This is a genomic window from Halorarius litoreus (assembly GCF_024362405.1).
Lineage (GTDB): Archaea > Halobacteriota > Halobacteria > Halobacteriales > Haloarculaceae > Halorarius > Halorarius litoreus.
In genome coordinates this window covers 2,937,533-2,954,678 of the sequence record NZ_CP101454.1, presented here as the reverse complement: position 1 = coordinate 2,954,678, position 17,146 = coordinate 2,937,533, and the positions used below count along the sequence as shown (strand labels likewise).

Genomic DNA, 17,146 nt, shown 5'->3' with positions numbered 1-17,146 from the left:
TTGATGTATGTGTGTTGGGGTGAGCGTCGTGGCGGGGATTCGAACCCCGGAGGCAGTACGCCACTGAGTTAGCAACCCAGCGCCTTGGGCCACTTGGCTACCACGACCTGCGTGTGTCTGTCGGACGCGTAGCGCGTCTCGCGTGTATCTTCGCCCTCGCGGACTCGGGCGCCGAGCGCCCTGCATCGATTGCATTCGTCTCAACTCGGTACCGCTACTTAAGGGTCACGAAGCGGGAGCGGGCGTGCGACGGCGGGACACAGCTCAGTCCCGCGCCAGCGTCCCGCGTTCCTTGATCTGGAGGATGGTCTTGACGTTCCGGTAGATCTCCTCGGGGGAGGTCTCCGCGTCGGCGTCGTAGAGGTCCGACACGCGATACAGCATCGCCGCGAGCTGCTCGGACTCCGAGGAGTCACCGCGGATGTCCTCTGCAACCTCGCGCAACACGGCCACCCGCTCGGGGTCCGGGTCGAGCCCCGACCCCGTCTCGTCGCTCATCGGTGCGGTGGCTGGTCGGCCTGCCCCCGCTGGGACTCCCGCTGCCGGTGGACGATACCCTGCATGTTCGCCGTCAGCCCCACGAAGTTACGGAACGCCTCGCCCGTCTCGCTCTCGTCGTCGAGGACGATGGGCGCGCCCGTGTCGCCGCCCTCACGGACGGCGGGGTCGAGCGGAATCGACCCCAAAAACGGGAGGTCGTTCTCGTCGGCGAACGCCTTGCCGCCGCCCTCGCCGAAGATGGCGTGTTCGTTTCCGCAGTCGGGACACCGGAACGCGCTCATGTTCTCGACGATGCCCAGCACGGGGGTGTCGTGCTTGCCGAACATCCGCAGGCCCTTCCGGGCGTCGTCGAGTGCCACCTCTTGGGGCGTGGTGACGACGACGGCACCCGAAACGGGAACGGACTGGAGGAGGGTGAGCTGCGTGTCTCCGGTTCCGGGTGGAAGGTCGACGATCATGTAGTCGAGCGCGCCCCACTCGACGTCCTCCACGAGCTGCGTGATGAGCTTGTGGACCATCGGGCCCCGCCAGATGACGGGGTCGTCTTCCCCTACCAGGAAGGCCATGCTGATGAGCTTCATCCCGTACTTCTCGGGCGGGACGATGGTCTCGTCGGCGGTCGCCTGCGGTCGCTCCTCGGATTTCACCATCCGGGGAACGTTCGGCCCGTAGACGTCCGCATCAAACAGTCCCACGCGTGCGCCCATGTCCGCGAGGCCCGCCGCGAGGTTGACGGCGACGGTCGACTTCCCGACGCCACCCTTCCCCGAGGCGACGGCGATGACGTTCTTCACGTCCGGCAGCACTTGCTCCTCGGGCGAGAGCCCGCGGTCGACGCTGGCCGAGAGGTCAACCTCGAGCCCTTCGGCGGAGAGCACCTTCCGGACCTCGGCGGCGATCGCCGTCTCGTTCGGCGAGTAGGGCGCCCCGAGCGCGAGGTCGATGGCGACGTGGTCTCCGTCGAGGTCGATGGCGTTCACGAGCCCGAGCGACACGATGTCGTCGTCGAGGTCGGGGTCTTCGACCCCGCGTAGAAGGTCGCGTACCGCGGCTTCGTCCATGGTCGCGCTAGTTTCGGTTCGTGAATAAGGGTTGTGTGTCCCGGGGACGCCGGCGGGGAGAGGGAGCCGACGCCGCCCGGGACACCACTCTGGTGGCCCGTGTGGGAGCAGTGTGGGCCGACCGGGCGAGTGATGTCCGGTCCGCTGGTGTACTACGGCCAGTCCCGGTACACGTCGTCCGCCTCGTCGTCGAACAGCTCGAGAACGGCCTCGATCTCCTCGAAGTTCGGGCCTCGGTGAACGGTGTTCGTCGCGTCGTCCACCTCGATGTAGCCGCTGTCTTCGAGTATCGGGAGCGTCGTCGTTAGCAGTTCGTCGGCGATTTCGGCTTCGTGAGTCAACATTGGTCTGCTGGTTTCCGTGGTGTCGGGTGCGTGCCTGCCAGGCCACACTCGTTCTCGAGTGCGAGCACCCGACGGTGAACGGAGTCACCCAGTCGGAGGGCGGTCAATCTGCGTCCGACCGCTGATTCAGCGGGTCTGACGGCGTCGTTCGTGGACTGGCCGCCGCCCTCCGACGGAGTACACTACCCCGTTGACGGCATTCAGCACCGACCAGCAGTACTGCTGGTAATGCGTACCACCCCCTCCCCGCGGGGGATGCGAGGCTTAATAGTAGGCCGACCATACTTCGCGAACAGCACGGACAGGTCATCGATGATTATCGCCACGTTCACCATCGAACACCCGGTGATGGGTGTGTCGCTTCGAGACATTCCGGGTATCAGAATCGAGTGGGAGGAGACCTACACGAACCCCAACGGGCGGAATCAGATGCTGTTCTGGGTGACGTGCCCGGACTTCTCGGCGGTCGAGGCCGCAGTCGCCGAGGACGACGCTGTCTCGAATTTGACGGTGTTCGAAACCGTCGGCGACCGGCGGCTCTGCCGGGTCGAGTTCACCGATATCGGCGACCGCACGAACCTGATGGGCGAGCTAATCGAGGTCGGAGCGGTGCTGCAGGCGGCCGTCGGCACCAACAGCGGGTGGCGCTGTCAGGTCCGGTTCGCGAGCCGCGACGGCTACCAGCGCATCTACGCGTTCTGCCGCGAGCACGACATCCCGTTCCACTTCGAGAAGCTGTACGAGCAGACCGAGACGAACGGCAACGGGCAGGACACGCTGACCGACGGCCAGCGCGAACTCCTGCTCGAAGCCGTCGCCAGCGGGTACCTCGAGATTCCCCGCGGGAGTTCACTCGAAGAGCTGGCCGGACGACTCGGCATCTCCGAGACAGCCGCCTCCGAGCGGTTCCGCCGCGGCGTCCGGAACCTCGTCAGAGAGAGCGTCGACGCCCGGTCGGACGCCGCAGAGAGCCGGAGCTAAAATCCGTTTTAGCGAGGATATATCCGTCCCCCCGCCAAACTGGATTGCATGAACGGATTCACTTCAGGTAAGGCTTCTTCGGGAGCCCCCGAGGAGTTCAAGACCGGGACGACGACGGTCGGCATCGTCGCCGACGAGGGTGTCGTCCTCGCCACCGACCGGCGGGCGTCGCTCGGCGGTCGGTTCGTCTCGAACAAGACGGCGAACAAGATCTTCGAGGTCCACCCGACGGCCGCCATCACCATCTCGGGCGGTGTCGGCGACGGGCAGATGCTCGCGAAACAGATCCGCGCACAGACCTCGCTGTACGAGACGCGCCGCGGCCGCGACATGAGCATGGAGGCACTCTCGACCACCGCCGCCAACGTCATCCGCGGGATGCGCGTCGTCCCCCTGCTCGGGGGCGTCGACGACTCCGGACCGCACCTCTACAGCCTCGACCCCGCAGGCGGGCTGATGGAGGACACCTACGGCGCGACCGGGTCCGGGATGCAGCTCGCGTACGGGCTGCTCGAACAGGAGTTCGAGGAGGGAATGAACATGGAGGACGCCGAGTCGGTCGCCGTCCGGGCCGTCGAATCCGCCAGCGAGCGTGACACGGCCTCGGGCAACGGCGTCGTGGTGGCACGGGTTACGAGCGACGGTGTCGACATCCAGGAGGTCCGATAATGCAAGGTAACTCACAGCAGCAGGCGTACGACCGTGGCACGAACATCTTCAGCCCCGACGGGCGGCTCTACCAGGTGGAGTACGCACGCGAGGCCGTAAAGCGCGGCTCGCCGACGGTGGGCGTCCGCACCGAAGACGGCATCGTGTTCGTCGCGGACGGCCGACTCCGCTCGTCGCTGCAGGTCGCCGAGAGCATCGAGAAGATCCACAAGGTCGACGACCACGTCGGCGTCGCGAGCGCGGGGCACGTCGCCGACGCCCGGCAGCTCGTCGACGTCGCCCGGCGACAGGCACAGGTCGAACGACTCCGCTACGAGGAAGCCGCCGACATCGAGGCACTGACGAAGGAGATCACCGGCCACATCCAGGATTACACCCAGGCCGGCGGTGCCCGCCCGTTCGGGGCGGCGCTCCTCGTGGGCGGCATCGACGTGGACGGCTCGTCACGACTGTTCGAGACGGACCCCTCCGGGACGCCGTACGAGTGGACCGCGGTCGCCATCGGCGGCAACTCCCCCGACATCCAGGGGTTCCTCGAAGACAACTACGAGGAGGGGATGGACACCGACGCGGGGCTCGAACTCGCGCTCCGCGCGCTCGCCTCGGTCGGTGACGGGCTCGAAGCAGAGGGGATGAGCGCGGCGATCATCACCGACGACGGCTACCGGCGGCTCGACGCCGAGGAGCTTGCGGCGGCGATCGACGAGTACGGCCTCGCGAGCACCACGGAGTAACGCCGACGCGAGTTTTCGGTTCGGAAGCGGTCAACTGCCGAGCTACGCTGCCGTCGCGTCCGGCACTTCCTCGCGCTCCGGCGGCTCGACCGTCGTCCGCTCGGTGTGAACCACCGAACAGTCCTTGCCGACGAGCAGCGCGAGGTGTTCGTCGCCGACACGGACGCCGACGCGCACGCACACCGGGTCCGCCGAGAGGACGGTCTCGGTCCAGCCGGACCCGACGTTCCACACCGGGTGGTCGCGAACGTCCTCGCTCTGTTCGTAGTAGTGCGAGACCACGGCGGGATGTTCGAGTACCGTCAGGGAAACCGGACACCGGAGCGCGTAGCCACACGCCGAACACTCGAGGTCGGCATGTGCGCGCTCGTCCTCCACGTCGACCGCGCGGCGGGTCGCCCCACCGCACTCGGGACACGACCCTTCGCGCATCAGCCGGACGCGGTGGCGGTGGTGGCGGTCGAACGCGGCGAGCAGCTCGTCCTCGTCGTGGGTGGCGTGGCCACCCGGTGGGAACGGCAGCGAGAGCACGTCGCGCTCGCAGTCGGTACAGGAGACGGTGAGGACGTTGTCCTCGCCCGCGGCTTCGAGCGCCCCTGCACAGAACGGACACGGGTCCGGGACGGCGATTGGGTCGAGGTCGAACCGTTCGGTGTACGTTCCGGCGGTGATCTCGCGGACCACCTTCAGCCCGGCGTAGGTGAGTCGATAGCCGTCGTCGGTCTTCTCGACGTACTCGTCGCGGAGCTGGCGGAGGTGGTACGAGAAGCCCGCCGTCGTCTCCTCGTCGGTGGCCTCGAACAGCTCGGTGAAGCTCCGCACCGCTGGCCGAGCACGCCCGTCCTCGACGGTCGTGAGGGCCTCGAGGATGGCCATTCGGGTCCCGTTGCCGAGGCGCGCGAACGCCTCGCTCGCGTCCGTGTTCACACCCCCCGTTGGGCGCCCGTTCGTATAAGTAGTTCAGCCCCGTCGGGGGTCGCCGCCGACACAAGAGCTATTCCCGTCGACCCAGCGACGTAACCATCAGTAGTTACGAAGTGGCCGCTCCGTGCCTCGAATTTAAGCGTGCGTGGTCGTACCACTTCTCTATGCTCGTAGACGGGTTCGGCCGCGAGGTGACCGGGGTCCGCATCTCGCTGACCGACCGGTGTAACTTCGACTGTGTCTACTGCCACAACGAGGGACTCGGTGACACTCGGGGGCCGATGGAACCGGGCGACGACGAGATGTCGACCGACGACGTGGTTCGCTTTCTCGAGGTGGCCCGGGAGTTCGACGTGGGGAAGGTGAAGTTCACTGGCGGCGAACCGATGCTCCGGCAGGACCTCGAGGAGATCATCCGACGCACGCCCGACGGGATGGAGACTTCGCTCACTACGAACGGGACGTTCCTGCCGGGCCGTGCCGAGGCGCTGAAGGACGCGGGGCTCGACCGCGTCAACGTATCGCAAGACGCGCTCGACCCCGAAGCGTTCCGTGAGGTGACGAAGTCGGGCGCGTACGACGACGTCATCGAGGGTGTCCTCGCCGCGGTCGACGCCGGGCTCGACCCCGTGAAGCTCAACATGGTCGTGTTCGAGCACACCGCCGGCTACGTCCCGGAGATGGTCGACCACGTCGCGGAGAACGAGGGGCTCCAGCTCCAGCTCATCGAGTACATGCCCGAACTCGCGGGGCGGCCGGAGTGGGCCGTCGACATCGAACGCGTCCATGGCTGGCTGGCGGAACAGGCCGACCGTGTCGAACACCGCGAGATGCACGACCGCCGGCGCTACTTCATCGGCGGGGGTGAGGCGAGCGAAGCGAGCCGAGGCTCGTCGGACTCGTCCGCGGGCGGGATGGTCGAGGTCGTCGACCCCGTCGAGAACGAGGACTTCTGTGCGAACTGCCATCGCGTGCGGGTGACGCACCAAGGCTTGCTGAAGGGCTGTCTCAACCGTAACGACGACCTGAAGCCGATGGGCGAGATGACGAAACCCGAGATTCGCGAGGCGTTCAGGGACGTCGTCGCCGAGCGCGTCCCGTACTACGGCGAGTACATGATTCAGGACGACGACGGCGACTGGGTCATCAACGAGGAGTACATCGGCGCGTAACGCGGCGCAGGTGTCGGGGTTCGGTCTCCTTGTTTGCCGACGACACTACTCCGTCGCCGACAGCGAGGTCGCCTCCGTGACGCCGAGGCGGTCGAACGCGTCGAGCACCACCCGCGCCTCCACGAGGTCGCGGTCGCTGACGTACGGGTCCGAGCCGTGCGTCTCGACGACCCGCTTCGCGTCCTCGTGCATCTCGCGTTCGAGTGGCGTCTGGTCTGGCTCGTCGCGAACGTCGTTCAACAGTGCCTCGAAGTCCTCACGGAGCACGAACGACGCCTGGGCGGTGTTACAGCGGGGGAGCGGACTCATCCCGGTGTCGAGCACGAGGTCGCGAACCGTCGCCCAGTCGCTCTCACAGAAGTGGATGGAGACCTCCCCCTCGATGTCACGCCACGCGATGGACTCGCTGTTCTTCAGCAACTGGGCCGCTCTAGGGGGGAGGTCGAGGCGCGTAGTGGTCTCGGGGTTCCCGCAGAGACAGCAGGGCCGTTCCGTCTGCCCGGTGTACATACCAAACGTAGGGGCGGCGCGACCAAGAACGCGGAGAAGGCGGCACTGTCGACCGCAACCAAAGCTGGCTGCAACGGTCGGCGACCGCTACTGGAACCCGCGGCCGACCTCGTCGTCGTCCACGAGGTCGTCGAGTTCGGCGTTCAGCAGCTCCTCGGCCTCCTCGAACGTGTTCGAGAGCTCGTCGAGGCCCTCGGGGCGGCCGTACTGGTCGTGTTCCATCGGGCCGAACGCCGGGGAGTCGAGCGCGTCCATCACGTCGTCGAACAGCGCGTCGGGCGTCGTCGGCGCGTCGGCGTGCGTCTTCACGACCTCCTCGAGGCGTTTCGCCGCGTCTTTCGCGTCGTCCTCGGACTCGAACGGCGACTGGACGCCGAACCGGCCCGAGCCCTCCGCGGGGAACAGCGGGTCGAGGTCGTCGTCGATGCGCCGGGCGACCTGTGAGCCGACGCCCTTCACCTCGAACGGGTTCTTCGCGTACGTCTTCAGCTGGTAGACGCCCACCGAGGGGTGCCCGAGAAACATGTCCTCGCCGAGCCCGGCGCGGCGGTCACCCGAGACCGCCCGCCAGCCGTCGGGGTCGGCGTTCGAGTCCACGACGTCTTCGAGGATGTCCTGCCAGTCGCGTACTCGCATACCCGGGGATGCGGCCGCAGGCCTCATAGGCGTATCGTCCCCGGAGAGTCGTGCTCAGACGTCCGGAAGCGCGTCAGCGGCGGCCTGCATATGCTCGCGTACCGTCTCGAACGCCGCTTGCTGTTCCTCGCTGGCGTTCGCCCTCGGCACCTGGTCGAAGTAACCGAGGGCGAGCGACTGGTACACCGAGGCCTCGTCCATGTACGTCAGCCCCAGTTGGTTCGCCCAGATGTGGCCCGGGCGGTTCTGGTTCCGGTGCCAGGCGTAGCTCTCGCCCAACTCTTCTTCGATGGCGGCGACCGCGAGCGACGACAGCCCGGCTTTCGTCTCGAACCACGTGTCGAGATGCTCGCCCCAGAACCTGCGGAACCGTTCGGGGTCGTACGGCGCCTCCACGCGGAACTCGTGGCCCGCCTCGAACCCCAGGTCCTCGAACGCCTCGGTGACGCGCTCGCCGGCGGCGGTGGCGTCGTCGGCCCCGCAGATACAGCGGACGACTTTCGTCCCGAGGTCGTCGTCACCCCAGAACGTGTGTGACCAGTGGTCGATAACGCCCGCCTCGCGGAGCGCGTCAAGAGCGGGGGCGACGTGCTCGACCAGCGCCTCGCGTTTGGCCTCCCGCAGCGGCTTGTCGATGAACCGGGGCCAGGCGAGCGCGACAGCGAGGTACTCCATACCCGTTCGTACTCGGCCGGATAGATAAGCGCGTGGCTCCCTGCCACGACCCGGCCGACCGATAGTGTTTTTCCGCTCACCACGCAGGGATGGATGTGAACCTCCGAGGGCCAGTCGTCGAGGTGGGAGAGACCCGGCAGGTGGACACACGCAACGGCACGACCGACCTCGCCGAGGTGACGCTCAAGACCGAACGAGGCGCTGGCCCCACCGCTACGGTGACGCTCTGGGGGAAGTGGACCGAGACCGCCGAGGTCCTCGAGGCGGGGATGGACCTGCTCGTCGTCGACCCCGAGGAGCGAGAGTATCAGGGAGAGATTCAGTACTCGACCGGCAGCGAGACGTTCGTGGTCGTCGACCCCGACTTCCTCGTCGACGTGACCGACATCCGCTCGTGGGTGCAGTGCCCGCGGATGTACTGGCTCAACAAGATAAGCGCGACGCCGCTCGCCTACCCGGTCATCCGAGGGACCATCGTCCACGAGGTGTTCGGTGACCTCCTGCGAGGGCGTGACCTCGGGGAGGCCATCGAGGACCAGGTGGCAGATGCCGGGCTCGACCTCGGACTCCTCGGCGAAGACCCCGAGAGCGTCGCCGAGGAGGTCAGACAGAACGCCGGCGCCATCGAGGGCTGGCTCTCCCAGGGCCGGCTCACCGACGAAGACGACTGGCGCTCCGAGCAGACCCTCATCTCCGAGACCTTCGGCATCAAGGGACGCGCCGACGCGGTCCGTCGGGGCATCCCGGTCGAGCTCAAGACCGGCAAGAACCTCAAGCGCGACCCCCGCTTCCAGGACAAGGTGCAGGCGGCCTGTTACGCGCTCGTCCTCGGGGAACGCGACGCCCGGGCGAACGACACCAGCCTCGAAGCGGCGGCCCCGAACACCGGCACCCTCCTCTACACCAAGAACTCCGCGCTCGAACGCGTCGAGGAATCGGGCGACCTCTCGCCCGCGAAGGACTTCTCGATGGGCGTCGGCCTCCTGAAGTACGTGGTTCGCCAGCGCAACGAGATCGCCGCGATGGAACACGACTACTCCATCCCCACGGGATTCGAGGCGAACGCGAAGTGCGAGTACTGTTTCGAGCAGGACACCTGCATGGTCGTCTCGGGGCGACTCGACCACGACTCCAAAGCCGGGCAGATCGGCACCCCGGTCCCCGAGGAGGAACGCGACTACTTCGACCGCTTCTATCGCGCCATCGAAGAAGAACGCCGGCAGGTCCACGCCGAGTACCGGAAGCTCTGGGAGCAGACCCCCGAGGAGCGGGCCGACGACGACCGGGCGCTCATCGACCTCGAACCCGCCGGCCGTCGGGAACTCCCGGACGGCTCGTGGGAACTCCGCGCCACGCGCACCCGTGACGATGTCTCGAAGATACGAGAAGGTGACGTGGTGCTGGCCTCCGACGGCCACCCCACCCGCGGTACGGCCGAACTCGGCCGCGTCAAACAGCTCGGCGAGGAGATCGTCGTCACGACCGACGAACCGCTCGACCTCCGTCGCCTCGACATTTATCCGTCTGAGCTGACGGTCTCCCGGCTGCTCGCGGCGCTCCACGACGCCGTCCTGAAGGGCGACCCCGACCGGAAGGACGTGCTGTTCGGCCGGCGCGAGCCCGAGTTTTCGGGCGAGGAACGCACGTACATCGACAACAACGAGGCACAGAACACCGCCGTCAACCTCGCGACCCGCGCCGACGACCTCGCGCTCGTCCACGGCCCACCCGGCACCGGGAAGACGTACACCCTCGCTCGGACGGTCCGGGCGCTCGTCGACCGCGGCGACCGCGTCCTGCTGTCGGCGTTCACCAACCGCGCCGTCGACAACGCGCTCGAGGCGCTCCGCGACCAGGGGTTCGACGACTTCGTCCGCGTCGGCACCGAATCCGGCGTCCGTGAGGACATGCAGAGCGCCCGGCTCGTCACCCGTGGCAACCCCGGTTCGGTCGCCGCCGAACTGTCGGAGGCGCCGGTCGTCGCCGCGACGACTGCCTCGTGTGGCTCGCGGACGATGCTCGAACAGGAGTTCGACGTCGCCGTCGTCGACGAGGCTGGCCAGCTCACCGAGCCGGGGACTCTCGCCGCCGTCAACCTTGCCGACCGGTTCGTGCTCGTGGGCGACCACCAGCAGCTGCCGCCGGTCGTGAGAGCCGAAAACGACCTCCAGCAGTCGCTGTTCGAGCGGCTCATCGAGGCGTACCCCGAGGCGGGCGTGATGCTCGACCGCCAGTACCGGATGTGCCAGCGCGTCCAGTGGTTCTCCAGCGAGGAGTTCTACGACGGCCAGCTGCGCCCTGCAACCCCCGAGGTCGCCGGCCAGACGCTCGCGGACCTCGGCGTCGACACCGCCGACCTTCCCGCCGACCTCCGTGACGCTGTGAACTTCGTCGACCCGGACGGACGACAGGTCGGCAACACCAACCCGACCGAGGCCGACCGCGTCGCCGAGGTGGTCGAGGCGTACGTCGCGGCGGGCGTTCCGCGCGAGGAGATCGGCGTCATCGCGCCGTTCCGTGCGCAGGTCGCCGAAATCTCGAAGCGACTCCCCGACACGACCGTCGACACGGTCGACCGGTTCCAGGGCTCAGCGAAGGAGGTCATCGTCGTCTCGTTCGTCGCCACCGGCGACCTCGACGGCCCCATCTTCGACGACCACCGGCGGATGAACGTCGCGCTGACCCGCGCGAAGAAGGCGCTCGCGCTCGTCGGGGACGGCGAGGCGCTCTCGGCCGACGACTTCTACGCACGACTGCTCCGCTGGGCACGGGCCTGACGGCGATAGCTACTCCTTCCCTCCCGACCCACTCGACCCATGGTCAGGCTCCCGTACGGCGACAGCACCATCGAGGTCGACCTCCCCGACTGCGAGGTGACGGTCGCCGAGCCGGCAGGCGGCGCAGCCGTCGCCCCCCGTGAGGCGGCCGACCGCGCCGTCGCCGAGCCGCACGGCCCGCGCCTCCGAGACATCGTCGACCCCGACGACAGCGTGGCGCTCGTCGTGACCGACGTGACCCGTGCAACGCCCGACGACGTGCTCGCAGACGTACTCCTCGACGAACTCGCCGCCGGTGGCGTCGACCGCGAGCAGGTCGCCATCGTGCTCGGACTCGGGCTGCACCGGCCGATGACCGATGCTGAAATCCGCGAGGGACTGGGCGACCACGCCGACCTCGCCGTCAACCACGACCCCGAGCGCGTCGTCGAAGTCGGGACGGTCGACGGCGTTCCCATCGAGATCAACGAACGCGTCGCCGACGCCGACCGCGTCGTCTCGACCGGGATGGTCGAACCCCACCAGTACGCCGGCTTCTCGGGGGGCGCGAAGACGGTCGTCATCGGCGCGGGCTCCGAGTCGTTCATCCGCTACACCCACGGCCCCGAGATGCTCGCGCACGACGGCGTTCGACTCGGCCGCGTGCAGGACAACCCCTTCCGGGAGGCCGTCGACCGCGCGGGCGACCTCGTCGGCCTCGACTTCTGTCTGAACGTCACGCACGGACCGCCGGGCATCCTCGACGCCGCGGCGGGCCGCCCCCGTGCTGTCGTCCAGACGCTCGCGACGAGCGCCCGTGACGCGCTCTCCGTGCCGGTCGACGAGGGAGCCTACGACGCCGTCGTCGCGGGCGTCGGCGCGCCCAAGGACGCGAACCTGTATCAGACGACCCGAGCGTTCACCTACGTCGTCCTCGGCGCGACGAATCCCCTTCGACCGGGAGGCCGTGTCGTGCTGCCCGCGCGGCTCGAAGAGGGCGCTGGCGAGGGGGCCGGCGAACGACGGTTCTACGACCGACTCTCTACAGCCTCGGACCCCGAAACGCTGTACGACGAGATGCGTGAGGGCTACGAACCCGGGGCACAGCGGGCGTTCGTGGTCGCGCGGGCACTCCGTGACCACCCGCTGTTCGTCACTGACAGCGAATCGCCAGCCGTGGTAGAGGCGTGTCTCATGACGGCTCGCGACTCGGTCGAAGCCGCCGTCGACCCGGGCAGCCGGGTGCTCGTCGTCCCGGGAGCACTGGAGACGCTCCTCGTCTGAGAGTCCAGAAAAGTTAATAGAACGACACGAACAGCAGCAGATATGGAGCGCGGGACGCTCGGGAACACGGTGCGTACGGTACTCGCGTTCGTAGGCCTCGGGACGGCCGTGGTGGTCGCCGAACTCTGGCAGACCGTCTCGTCGAGCTTCCCCGTCTCGACGGTCGAGGCCGCGATCCTCGTCTCACCGGTCGCGTCGGTCGGGCTCGCGTGTGCCTACTTCGCGGTCAACGGCTGAGGTCAGGCCGTCAGCCGTGACCGGAGCCGGTCGTCGACCTCCGCACGGACCGTCTCGTGGTCGGGCTTGCGCGCGACGCGCCCCCCGACCACGTCAAGCAGGTCGTACTCGCGCAGCAGGTCGACGGTCGTCTCACGGTCGAGGTCGAGCGCGCGCTGGACCCCAGAGACCGTGGTCGCACCGTGAAGGGCCTCCCGGAACGTGTCGACAGTGACCCCGGGTGCGACCTCGGTGTCGCTATCGAACATCGGGTCAGCCTCCGGCGCGTCGGGTTCGCTGCCGGCGTCCGGGTCGCTCGGTGACTCTGCCCTAGCTTTGTCCTTGGCTCCGTCCGCGTCCTCGTTCGCCGCAGAGGAGGACTCGTCCGCGGTAGGTCCATCCGCCACCGGCGCCCCTTCAGCAGTGGCCGCATCGTCGGCTTCGAACCCGATCGACCCGTTCGTCTCCGCCCCTGGGTCGTGGATGTCGTGTTCGAGCAGGTGCCGACGGATGGTCGTCACGGCCACGTCGGCGTCGAGCGCCTCTTTCACCCCAGTCAGCGTCTCGTGTTCCGCGTACGCCTCGCGGAGTCGTTCGGGGTCACGGTACGCCGGAATCGCGGCGTCGCTCCCGACGTGCGTCTTGGTGTAGTGGATCTTCATCCCGTGGGGCGTCTCGAACGTCGCCTCACAGTCGTCGTGTTTACACGGGACCGACGTCGAGTCCTCGGACTCACCCGACTCGTCGGCCGAGGACCCCCCTTCGTCCTCGGGCGTCTCGTCGGGCGTGTCTCCTGCTGGCTCGGTTGCCGTCGTCGCGGCCTCCGTCTCCCGTTCCGTGTTCGGTTCTTCTCTGGTTCCCCCGGCTTCCCCCTCCGTGGTCCCCGACAATGCGCCCCCCGTTACCGACAGTTCGACGGTGAGTTCCGCCGTCACCGTCCCGTCGGTTGTTGTACCGTCCGGCGACGCCGCCGTCACCCGGACGTCTGACGTCTCGACCCTGTCGATCAGGTCCGCGAGACGCCGGTGTACGTCACTTAGACTCATGCGTTTCTACACGTGGGTGCGAGCAATGAGCATACAAAAATGTTTTCCTCATCGAACGGTAGCTCGTGATTATTCTACGGCACCAGCGGTGTATGAAACCTCGCCGTCATCGAGTTCCTCCATCACGCGGGCCTGGAACTCCCGGAGTACCGCCGACTCGTCTTCCGCGAGGACGACGTCGGACGCCATGAGCGTCGCGAGCCCGAAGGCACGGGGTGATGGGGAGTCCACCTGCCGGGACGTGACGTCGAGGGTACCGTCCTGTATCCGCCGAGCCACGTCCTCGATGGCACCCACGTCGAGTTTGTCCTCTAGAATCTCGCGGTAGGTCTCCTCCATCACTGCGAACCCCGCTCGCTCCTGTGCGAACGACAGCAGCATCTCGCTGGAGACCTGCTGCTGGGCAGCAGTCTTCTCGTATCCCTTGTAGCGTTTGAGGATGAGCAGCGACCGCGTGGCGTTGATCCGGAAGTAGCGTTTGAGGAGGTCGGTGCCGTCGAGGGCGGCTCGCAGGTCCGCACGCACGTCGACCGGGTCGAGCGTTTCGAGGACGCCCACCACGTCCACCTTCCGGTTGAGCGGCATCGAGAGCGTGAACCCGTTGTCCGCGACGGCGACGTTGACGTTCGTGTTCGCCGCCTGCGCGCAGTGGTACGCCAGCAGCCGCGAGAGCCCGTCGTTGAACCGACGGCCGTAGTTCGAGTGGACGTGGTACCGTCGCTCGTAGGTGTCGTGGTCGAGCGCCACCTCGACGGCAAGCCGGTCGGGCGTCGACACCGACTCGACGCCGGTGTACCGAACCTGCTGGTCGTAGAGCCGGGCGAGCGCTCGAACCGTGTTCTCGTCGAGGGGGAACTCACGGAGCCACGCCCGAACCGCGGGCGGGCCTCCGTCGTCGAGCCGGTCGAGGAGGTCACGCTGGAAGGAGAGTATCTCGCAGCCGAGGTCGTACGAGAGGGGGAGGCGCTCGGAGAACCACGACGGCACCGTCGGGCGGGCGTTCGTCGGGTCGACGTACACCTTCGACCCCCGGCGATAGCGATACTCACAGTTCGTCCCGCCGAGCACGAACACGTCGCCCTTCTCGAGGGTATCGAGGTACGCTTCGTCGAGTTGACCGACCCACTCGTCCGAGCCGCGGAGGAACACGTCGATGTCGAAGCTGTCCGGGATGGTTCCCAGGTTGGTCATGTAGATGACGCGCGCCAGCCGGCCGCGCTTGCCGACGAGCGGCTCGCCCACGTCGAACTCGTCGTAGTGGTACTCGCCCGACGGCGGGTCGTTCGTGTCCCGCCAGACCTTCGCGTAGGCGTTCTTCTCCTCCATGCCGTCGTAGTCCGCGGTCAGATAACGGAACAGCCGCTCGAAGTCGTCGTCATCGAAGTCCCGATAGGGGTACGCCGCGGTCAGAATCTCCCGGATCTCGGCCTCGGGACGAACCTCGTTGATGGCCATGCCGTAGACGTGCTGGGCGGCCACGTCGTAGGCGTTCTCCGGGACGAACACGCGGTCGACGAACCCCTCCTGTGCCTTCTTCAGCATCACCGCACATTCGACGAGTTCGTCGCGGTCGAGCGCGAACACCCGCCCCTTCACCGTCTGGCCGAGCTGGTGGCCCGCCCGGCCCACACGCTGGAGCAGCGCGGCGACCGACTTCGGCGAGCCGACCTGTACGACGAGGTCGACGTGCGGCATGTCGATGCCGAGTTCGAGCGACGTGGAGGTCGTCACGACATCGAGGTCGCCGGCCTTCAGCTTGGACTCGATCTCCTGCCGGCGGTCTTTGGAGAGCGAGCCGTGGTGACAGCCGGAGTTCTCGGCCGCGAAACCGTGGTCCGCTCTGAGGTTGTGGAGGACGCGCTCGGCACCCGACCGCGTGTTCGTGAAGACGATGGTGTTCTCGTGCGCGCGGACGAGGTCGGCGAGTTCGTCGTAGAACCGCTCGTTGACGATGCTCGGCGGGGTGTTTACGAGGTCGTCGGTCGGACACCGGAGTCGAACGTCGAACTCCCGGACGAAGCGGGCGTCGACGATTTCGTAGTCACGGGGCTCACCCGCCAGGTACCCGACGAGGAACTCCGCCATCGTCTCCAGTGGCTCGACCGTCGCCGAACAGCCGATGCGTGTCGGCGAGGTGTTGCACATCGCCTCCAGCCGTTCGAGCGACACCGAGAGGTGCGTCCCGCGCTTGTTGTCGGCGAGCGAGTGGATCTCGTCGACGACGACGTACTCGACGGACGTGAGTTTCTCCTTGAACTTCGGGCTGTTGAGGAGGATGGCCAGCGTCTCGGGCGTCGTGTTGAGGATGTGTGGCGTCTCCTCCAGCATCTTCTGCCGCTCCGCAGAGGCGGTGTCGCCGTGCCGGATAGCGTGGCGCACCTCGACGTCCTCGTCGACCCGGTCGGCGATGGCGTCGAGGGGGACCTCTAGGTTCCGGTGGATGTCGTTGGCGAGCGATTTCAGCGGCGAGACGTACAGACAGTAGACCGAGTTCTCCAACTGGCCCTCGCGGGCACGGCCGAACAGGTCGTCGATGATGGCGGTGAAGGAGGCGAGCGTCTTCCCCGACCCCGTCGGCGCACACACCAGCGCGTTCGTCCCCTCGTCGATGAGCGGAATCGCCCCCTTCTGTGGCGGGGTGAAGAACCCGCCGTTGCCCGGGACGAACGCACCGAACTGCTCGACCCACCACGCCTGTACCTCGGGGGCGAGTCGGTCGAGTACGTCCGCGTCGTCGATGGCGACCGACTCGGGGTCGAACCCGAGGTCGTCGCGCGCGGCCAGCAGGTCGCGTCCTCCCATCCACCGCCCCTCAAGCACTCCACGGTCAAGGGGGTTTGGCTACCGGAGCGAAACTGAAGGCCTACCTGTCGCCGTCCCCAGCCACCGGTATGCGCGTCACCTTCCTCGGCACCGGGAGCGCGATGCCGACCGGCGAACGGATGCAGACTGGGCTGTGGCTGGAATCGGACGACGACCGACTGCTGGTGGACTGCGGGAGCGGCGTCCTCCACGCGCTCGCCGCGAGCGACGCGGGGTACGAAGCCGCGGACACCGTCCTCCTCACGCACCACCACCTCGACCACGTCGCGGACCTCCTTCCCCTGCTCAAGGCCCGATGGCTCGCAGGTGAGGAGCACCTGACGGTCGTCGGCCCCGAGGGCACCCGCGACCTGCTCGACGGCCTGCTCGACGTCCACGACTATCTCCGGGGGCGGGTCGACCTCACCGTCCGCGAGATAGCGCCCGGCGCGTTCTCGGTCGCCGGCTTCGATGTTCGTGCGGTCGAGACGGTCCACTCGATGTACTGTCTCGCGTACCGGTTCGAGAACGGGAACGGCTTCACGTTCTCGGGCGACTCCGAGGCGACCGACGCCATCGCCGACCTCGCGGACGGCTCGCGCGTGCTGGCCCACGACTGCTCGTTCCCCGACGAGATCGACGTGTCGAACCATCCGACGCCCCGTGCACTCGGCGAGACGCTCGCCGACCGTGATATCGAGGAACTCTATCTGACGCACCTCTACCCCCACACCGACGGCAAACACCGCGAGATGAGACAGAGCATCCGCGAGAACTTCGACGGCGAGGTCCACGTCGCCCGCGACGGGCTCACCGTCGAGGTGTAGTCACCGAC

17 protein-coding genes and 1 tRNA gene are annotated in these 17,146 nt (G+C 67.5%); 8 read left to right on the top strand and 10 right to left on the bottom strand.

What is annotated here, in order from left to right:
- Positions 1-24: 24 nt before the first annotated feature.
- The 4 genes from NL126_RS15565 to NL126_RS15550 all read right to left on the bottom strand — a co-directional run bounded on the left by NL126_RS15565 (position 25) and on the right by NL126_RS15550 (position 1,906).
- Positions 25-107 (bottom strand) — tRNA-Ser (locus tag NL126_RS15565).
- Between the two features lie 157 nt (positions 108-264).
- Positions 265-498 carry a DUF7976 family protein gene (locus NL126_RS15560; protein WP_255195799.1) on the bottom strand — a complete coding sequence of 78 codons (234 nt, stop codon included), beginning with the start codon at positions 496-498 and terminating at the stop codon, positions 265-267.
- On the bottom strand, positions 495-1,562 hold the full coding sequence (locus tag NL126_RS15555; protein ID WP_255195798.1) for an Mrp/NBP35 family ATP-binding protein: 1,068 nt from the start codon (positions 1,560-1,562) through the stop codon (positions 495-497). Before NL126_RS15555 ends, NL126_RS15560 begins: the two co-directional genes overlap by 4 nt.
- A 152-nt stretch (positions 1,563-1,714) precedes the next feature.
- Positions 1,715-1,906: a hypothetical protein gene (locus tag NL126_RS15550; RefSeq protein ID WP_255195797.1), complete on the bottom strand. Its 192-nt coding sequence runs from the start codon at positions 1,904-1,906 to the stop codon at positions 1,715-1,717.
- A 312-nt stretch (positions 1,907-2,218) separates the two neighbouring features.
- Between NL126_RS15550 and NL126_RS15545 the strand changes: the two genes are divergently transcribed.
- Genes NL126_RS15545 through psmA form a run of 3 tightly spaced genes read left to right on the top strand, consistent with a single transcriptional unit; the run spans position 2,219 to position 4,290 of the window.
- Positions 2,219-2,887, top strand: a complete 669-nt coding sequence (locus NL126_RS15545; RefSeq protein ID WP_255195796.1) for a helix-turn-helix domain-containing protein — start codon at positions 2,219-2,221, stop codon at positions 2,885-2,887.
- Between the two features lie 48 nt (positions 2,888-2,935).
- Positions 2,936-3,556, top strand: coding sequence for an Ntn hydrolase family protein (locus tag NL126_RS15540; RefSeq protein ID WP_255195795.1), 621 nt, complete (start codon positions 2,936-2,938; stop codon positions 3,554-3,556).
- Complete coding sequence (psmA, locus tag NL126_RS15535; RefSeq protein WP_255195794.1) at positions 3,556-4,290, top strand: archaeal proteasome endopeptidase complex subunit alpha; 735 nt, start codon at positions 3,556-3,558, stop codon at positions 4,288-4,290. Before NL126_RS15540 ends, psmA begins: the two co-directional genes overlap by 1 nt.
- Before the next feature lie 42 nt (positions 4,291-4,332).
- On the opposite strand, the gene NL126_RS15530 is transcribed toward psmA, so the two are convergent.
- Positions 4,333-5,217, bottom strand: coding sequence for a winged helix-turn-helix domain-containing protein (locus NL126_RS15530; RefSeq protein ID WP_255195793.1), 885 nt, complete (start codon positions 5,215-5,217; stop codon positions 4,333-4,335).
- A 161-nt stretch (positions 5,218-5,378) separates the two neighbouring features.
- Between NL126_RS15530 and moaA the strand changes: the two genes are divergently transcribed.
- On the top strand, positions 5,379-6,386 hold the full coding sequence (moaA, locus tag NL126_RS15525) for a GTP 3',8-cyclase MoaA (RefSeq protein WP_255195792.1): 1,008 nt from the start codon (positions 5,379-5,381) through the stop codon (positions 6,384-6,386).
- A 45-nt stretch (positions 6,387-6,431) separates the two neighbouring features.
- Here the strand turns inward: moaA and NL126_RS15520 are convergent, their stop codons facing one another.
- The 3 genes from NL126_RS15520 to NL126_RS15510 form a co-directional block, all read right to left on the bottom strand.
- Positions 6,432-6,896 (bottom strand): DUF7960 family protein, encoded by a 465-nt coding sequence (locus NL126_RS15520; RefSeq protein ID WP_255195791.1) that lies wholly within the window; start codon positions 6,894-6,896, stop codon positions 6,432-6,434.
- Between the two features lie 87 nt (positions 6,897-6,983).
- Positions 6,984-7,532 (bottom strand): hypothetical protein, encoded by a 549-nt coding sequence (locus NL126_RS15515; RefSeq protein WP_255195790.1) that lies wholly within the window; start codon positions 7,530-7,532, stop codon positions 6,984-6,986.
- Between the two features lie 54 nt (positions 7,533-7,586).
- Positions 7,587-8,207 carry a hypothetical protein gene (locus NL126_RS15510; RefSeq protein ID WP_255195789.1) on the bottom strand — a complete coding sequence of 207 codons (621 nt, stop codon included), beginning with the start codon at positions 8,205-8,207 and terminating at the stop codon, positions 7,587-7,589.
- A gap of 95 nt (positions 8,208-8,302) precedes the next feature.
- On the opposite strand from NL126_RS15510, the gene NL126_RS15505 reads away from it, so the two are divergent.
- The 3 genes from NL126_RS15505 to NL126_RS15495 are packed head-to-tail and all read left to right on the top strand — an operon-like array spanning position 8,303 to position 12,484.
- On the top strand, positions 8,303-10,984 hold the full coding sequence (locus NL126_RS15505; RefSeq protein WP_350355458.1) for an AAA domain-containing protein: 2,682 nt from the start codon (positions 8,303-8,305) through the stop codon (positions 10,982-10,984).
- A gap of 39 nt (positions 10,985-11,023) precedes the next feature.
- Positions 11,024-12,247 (top strand): lactate racemase domain-containing protein, encoded by a 1,224-nt coding sequence (locus tag NL126_RS15500; RefSeq protein WP_255195787.1) that lies wholly within the window; start codon positions 11,024-11,026, stop codon positions 12,245-12,247.
- 42 nt (positions 12,248-12,289) lie between these two features.
- Complete coding sequence (locus NL126_RS15495) at positions 12,290-12,484, top strand: hypothetical protein (protein ID WP_255195786.1); 195 nt, start codon at positions 12,290-12,292, stop codon at positions 12,482-12,484.
- Positions 12,485-12,486: 2 nt separating this feature from the next.
- Here NL126_RS15495 and NL126_RS15490 read toward each other — a convergent pair whose 3' ends face one another.
- Both NL126_RS15490 and NL126_RS15485 read right to left on the bottom strand, forming a co-directional pair.
- Entirely contained in the window at positions 12,487-13,509 is a 1,023-nt protein-coding gene (locus tag NL126_RS15490) for a DUF8073 domain-containing protein (RefSeq protein ID WP_255195785.1), read from the bottom strand.
- 69 nt (positions 13,510-13,578) lie between these two features.
- Positions 13,579-16,311 carry an ATP-dependent helicase gene (locus NL126_RS15485; protein WP_255195784.1) on the bottom strand — a complete coding sequence of 911 codons (2,733 nt, stop codon included), beginning with the start codon at positions 16,309-16,311 and terminating at the stop codon, positions 13,579-13,581.
- 89 nt (positions 16,312-16,400) lie between these two features.
- Between NL126_RS15485 and NL126_RS15480 the strand changes: the two genes are divergently transcribed.
- The gene (locus tag NL126_RS15480; protein ID WP_255195783.1) at positions 16,401-17,138 is read left to right on the top strand and encodes an MBL fold metallo-hydrolase; all 738 of its coding nucleotides are present in this window, start codon (positions 16,401-16,403) and stop codon (positions 17,136-17,138) included.
- Positions 17,139-17,146 lie beyond the last annotated feature (8 nt).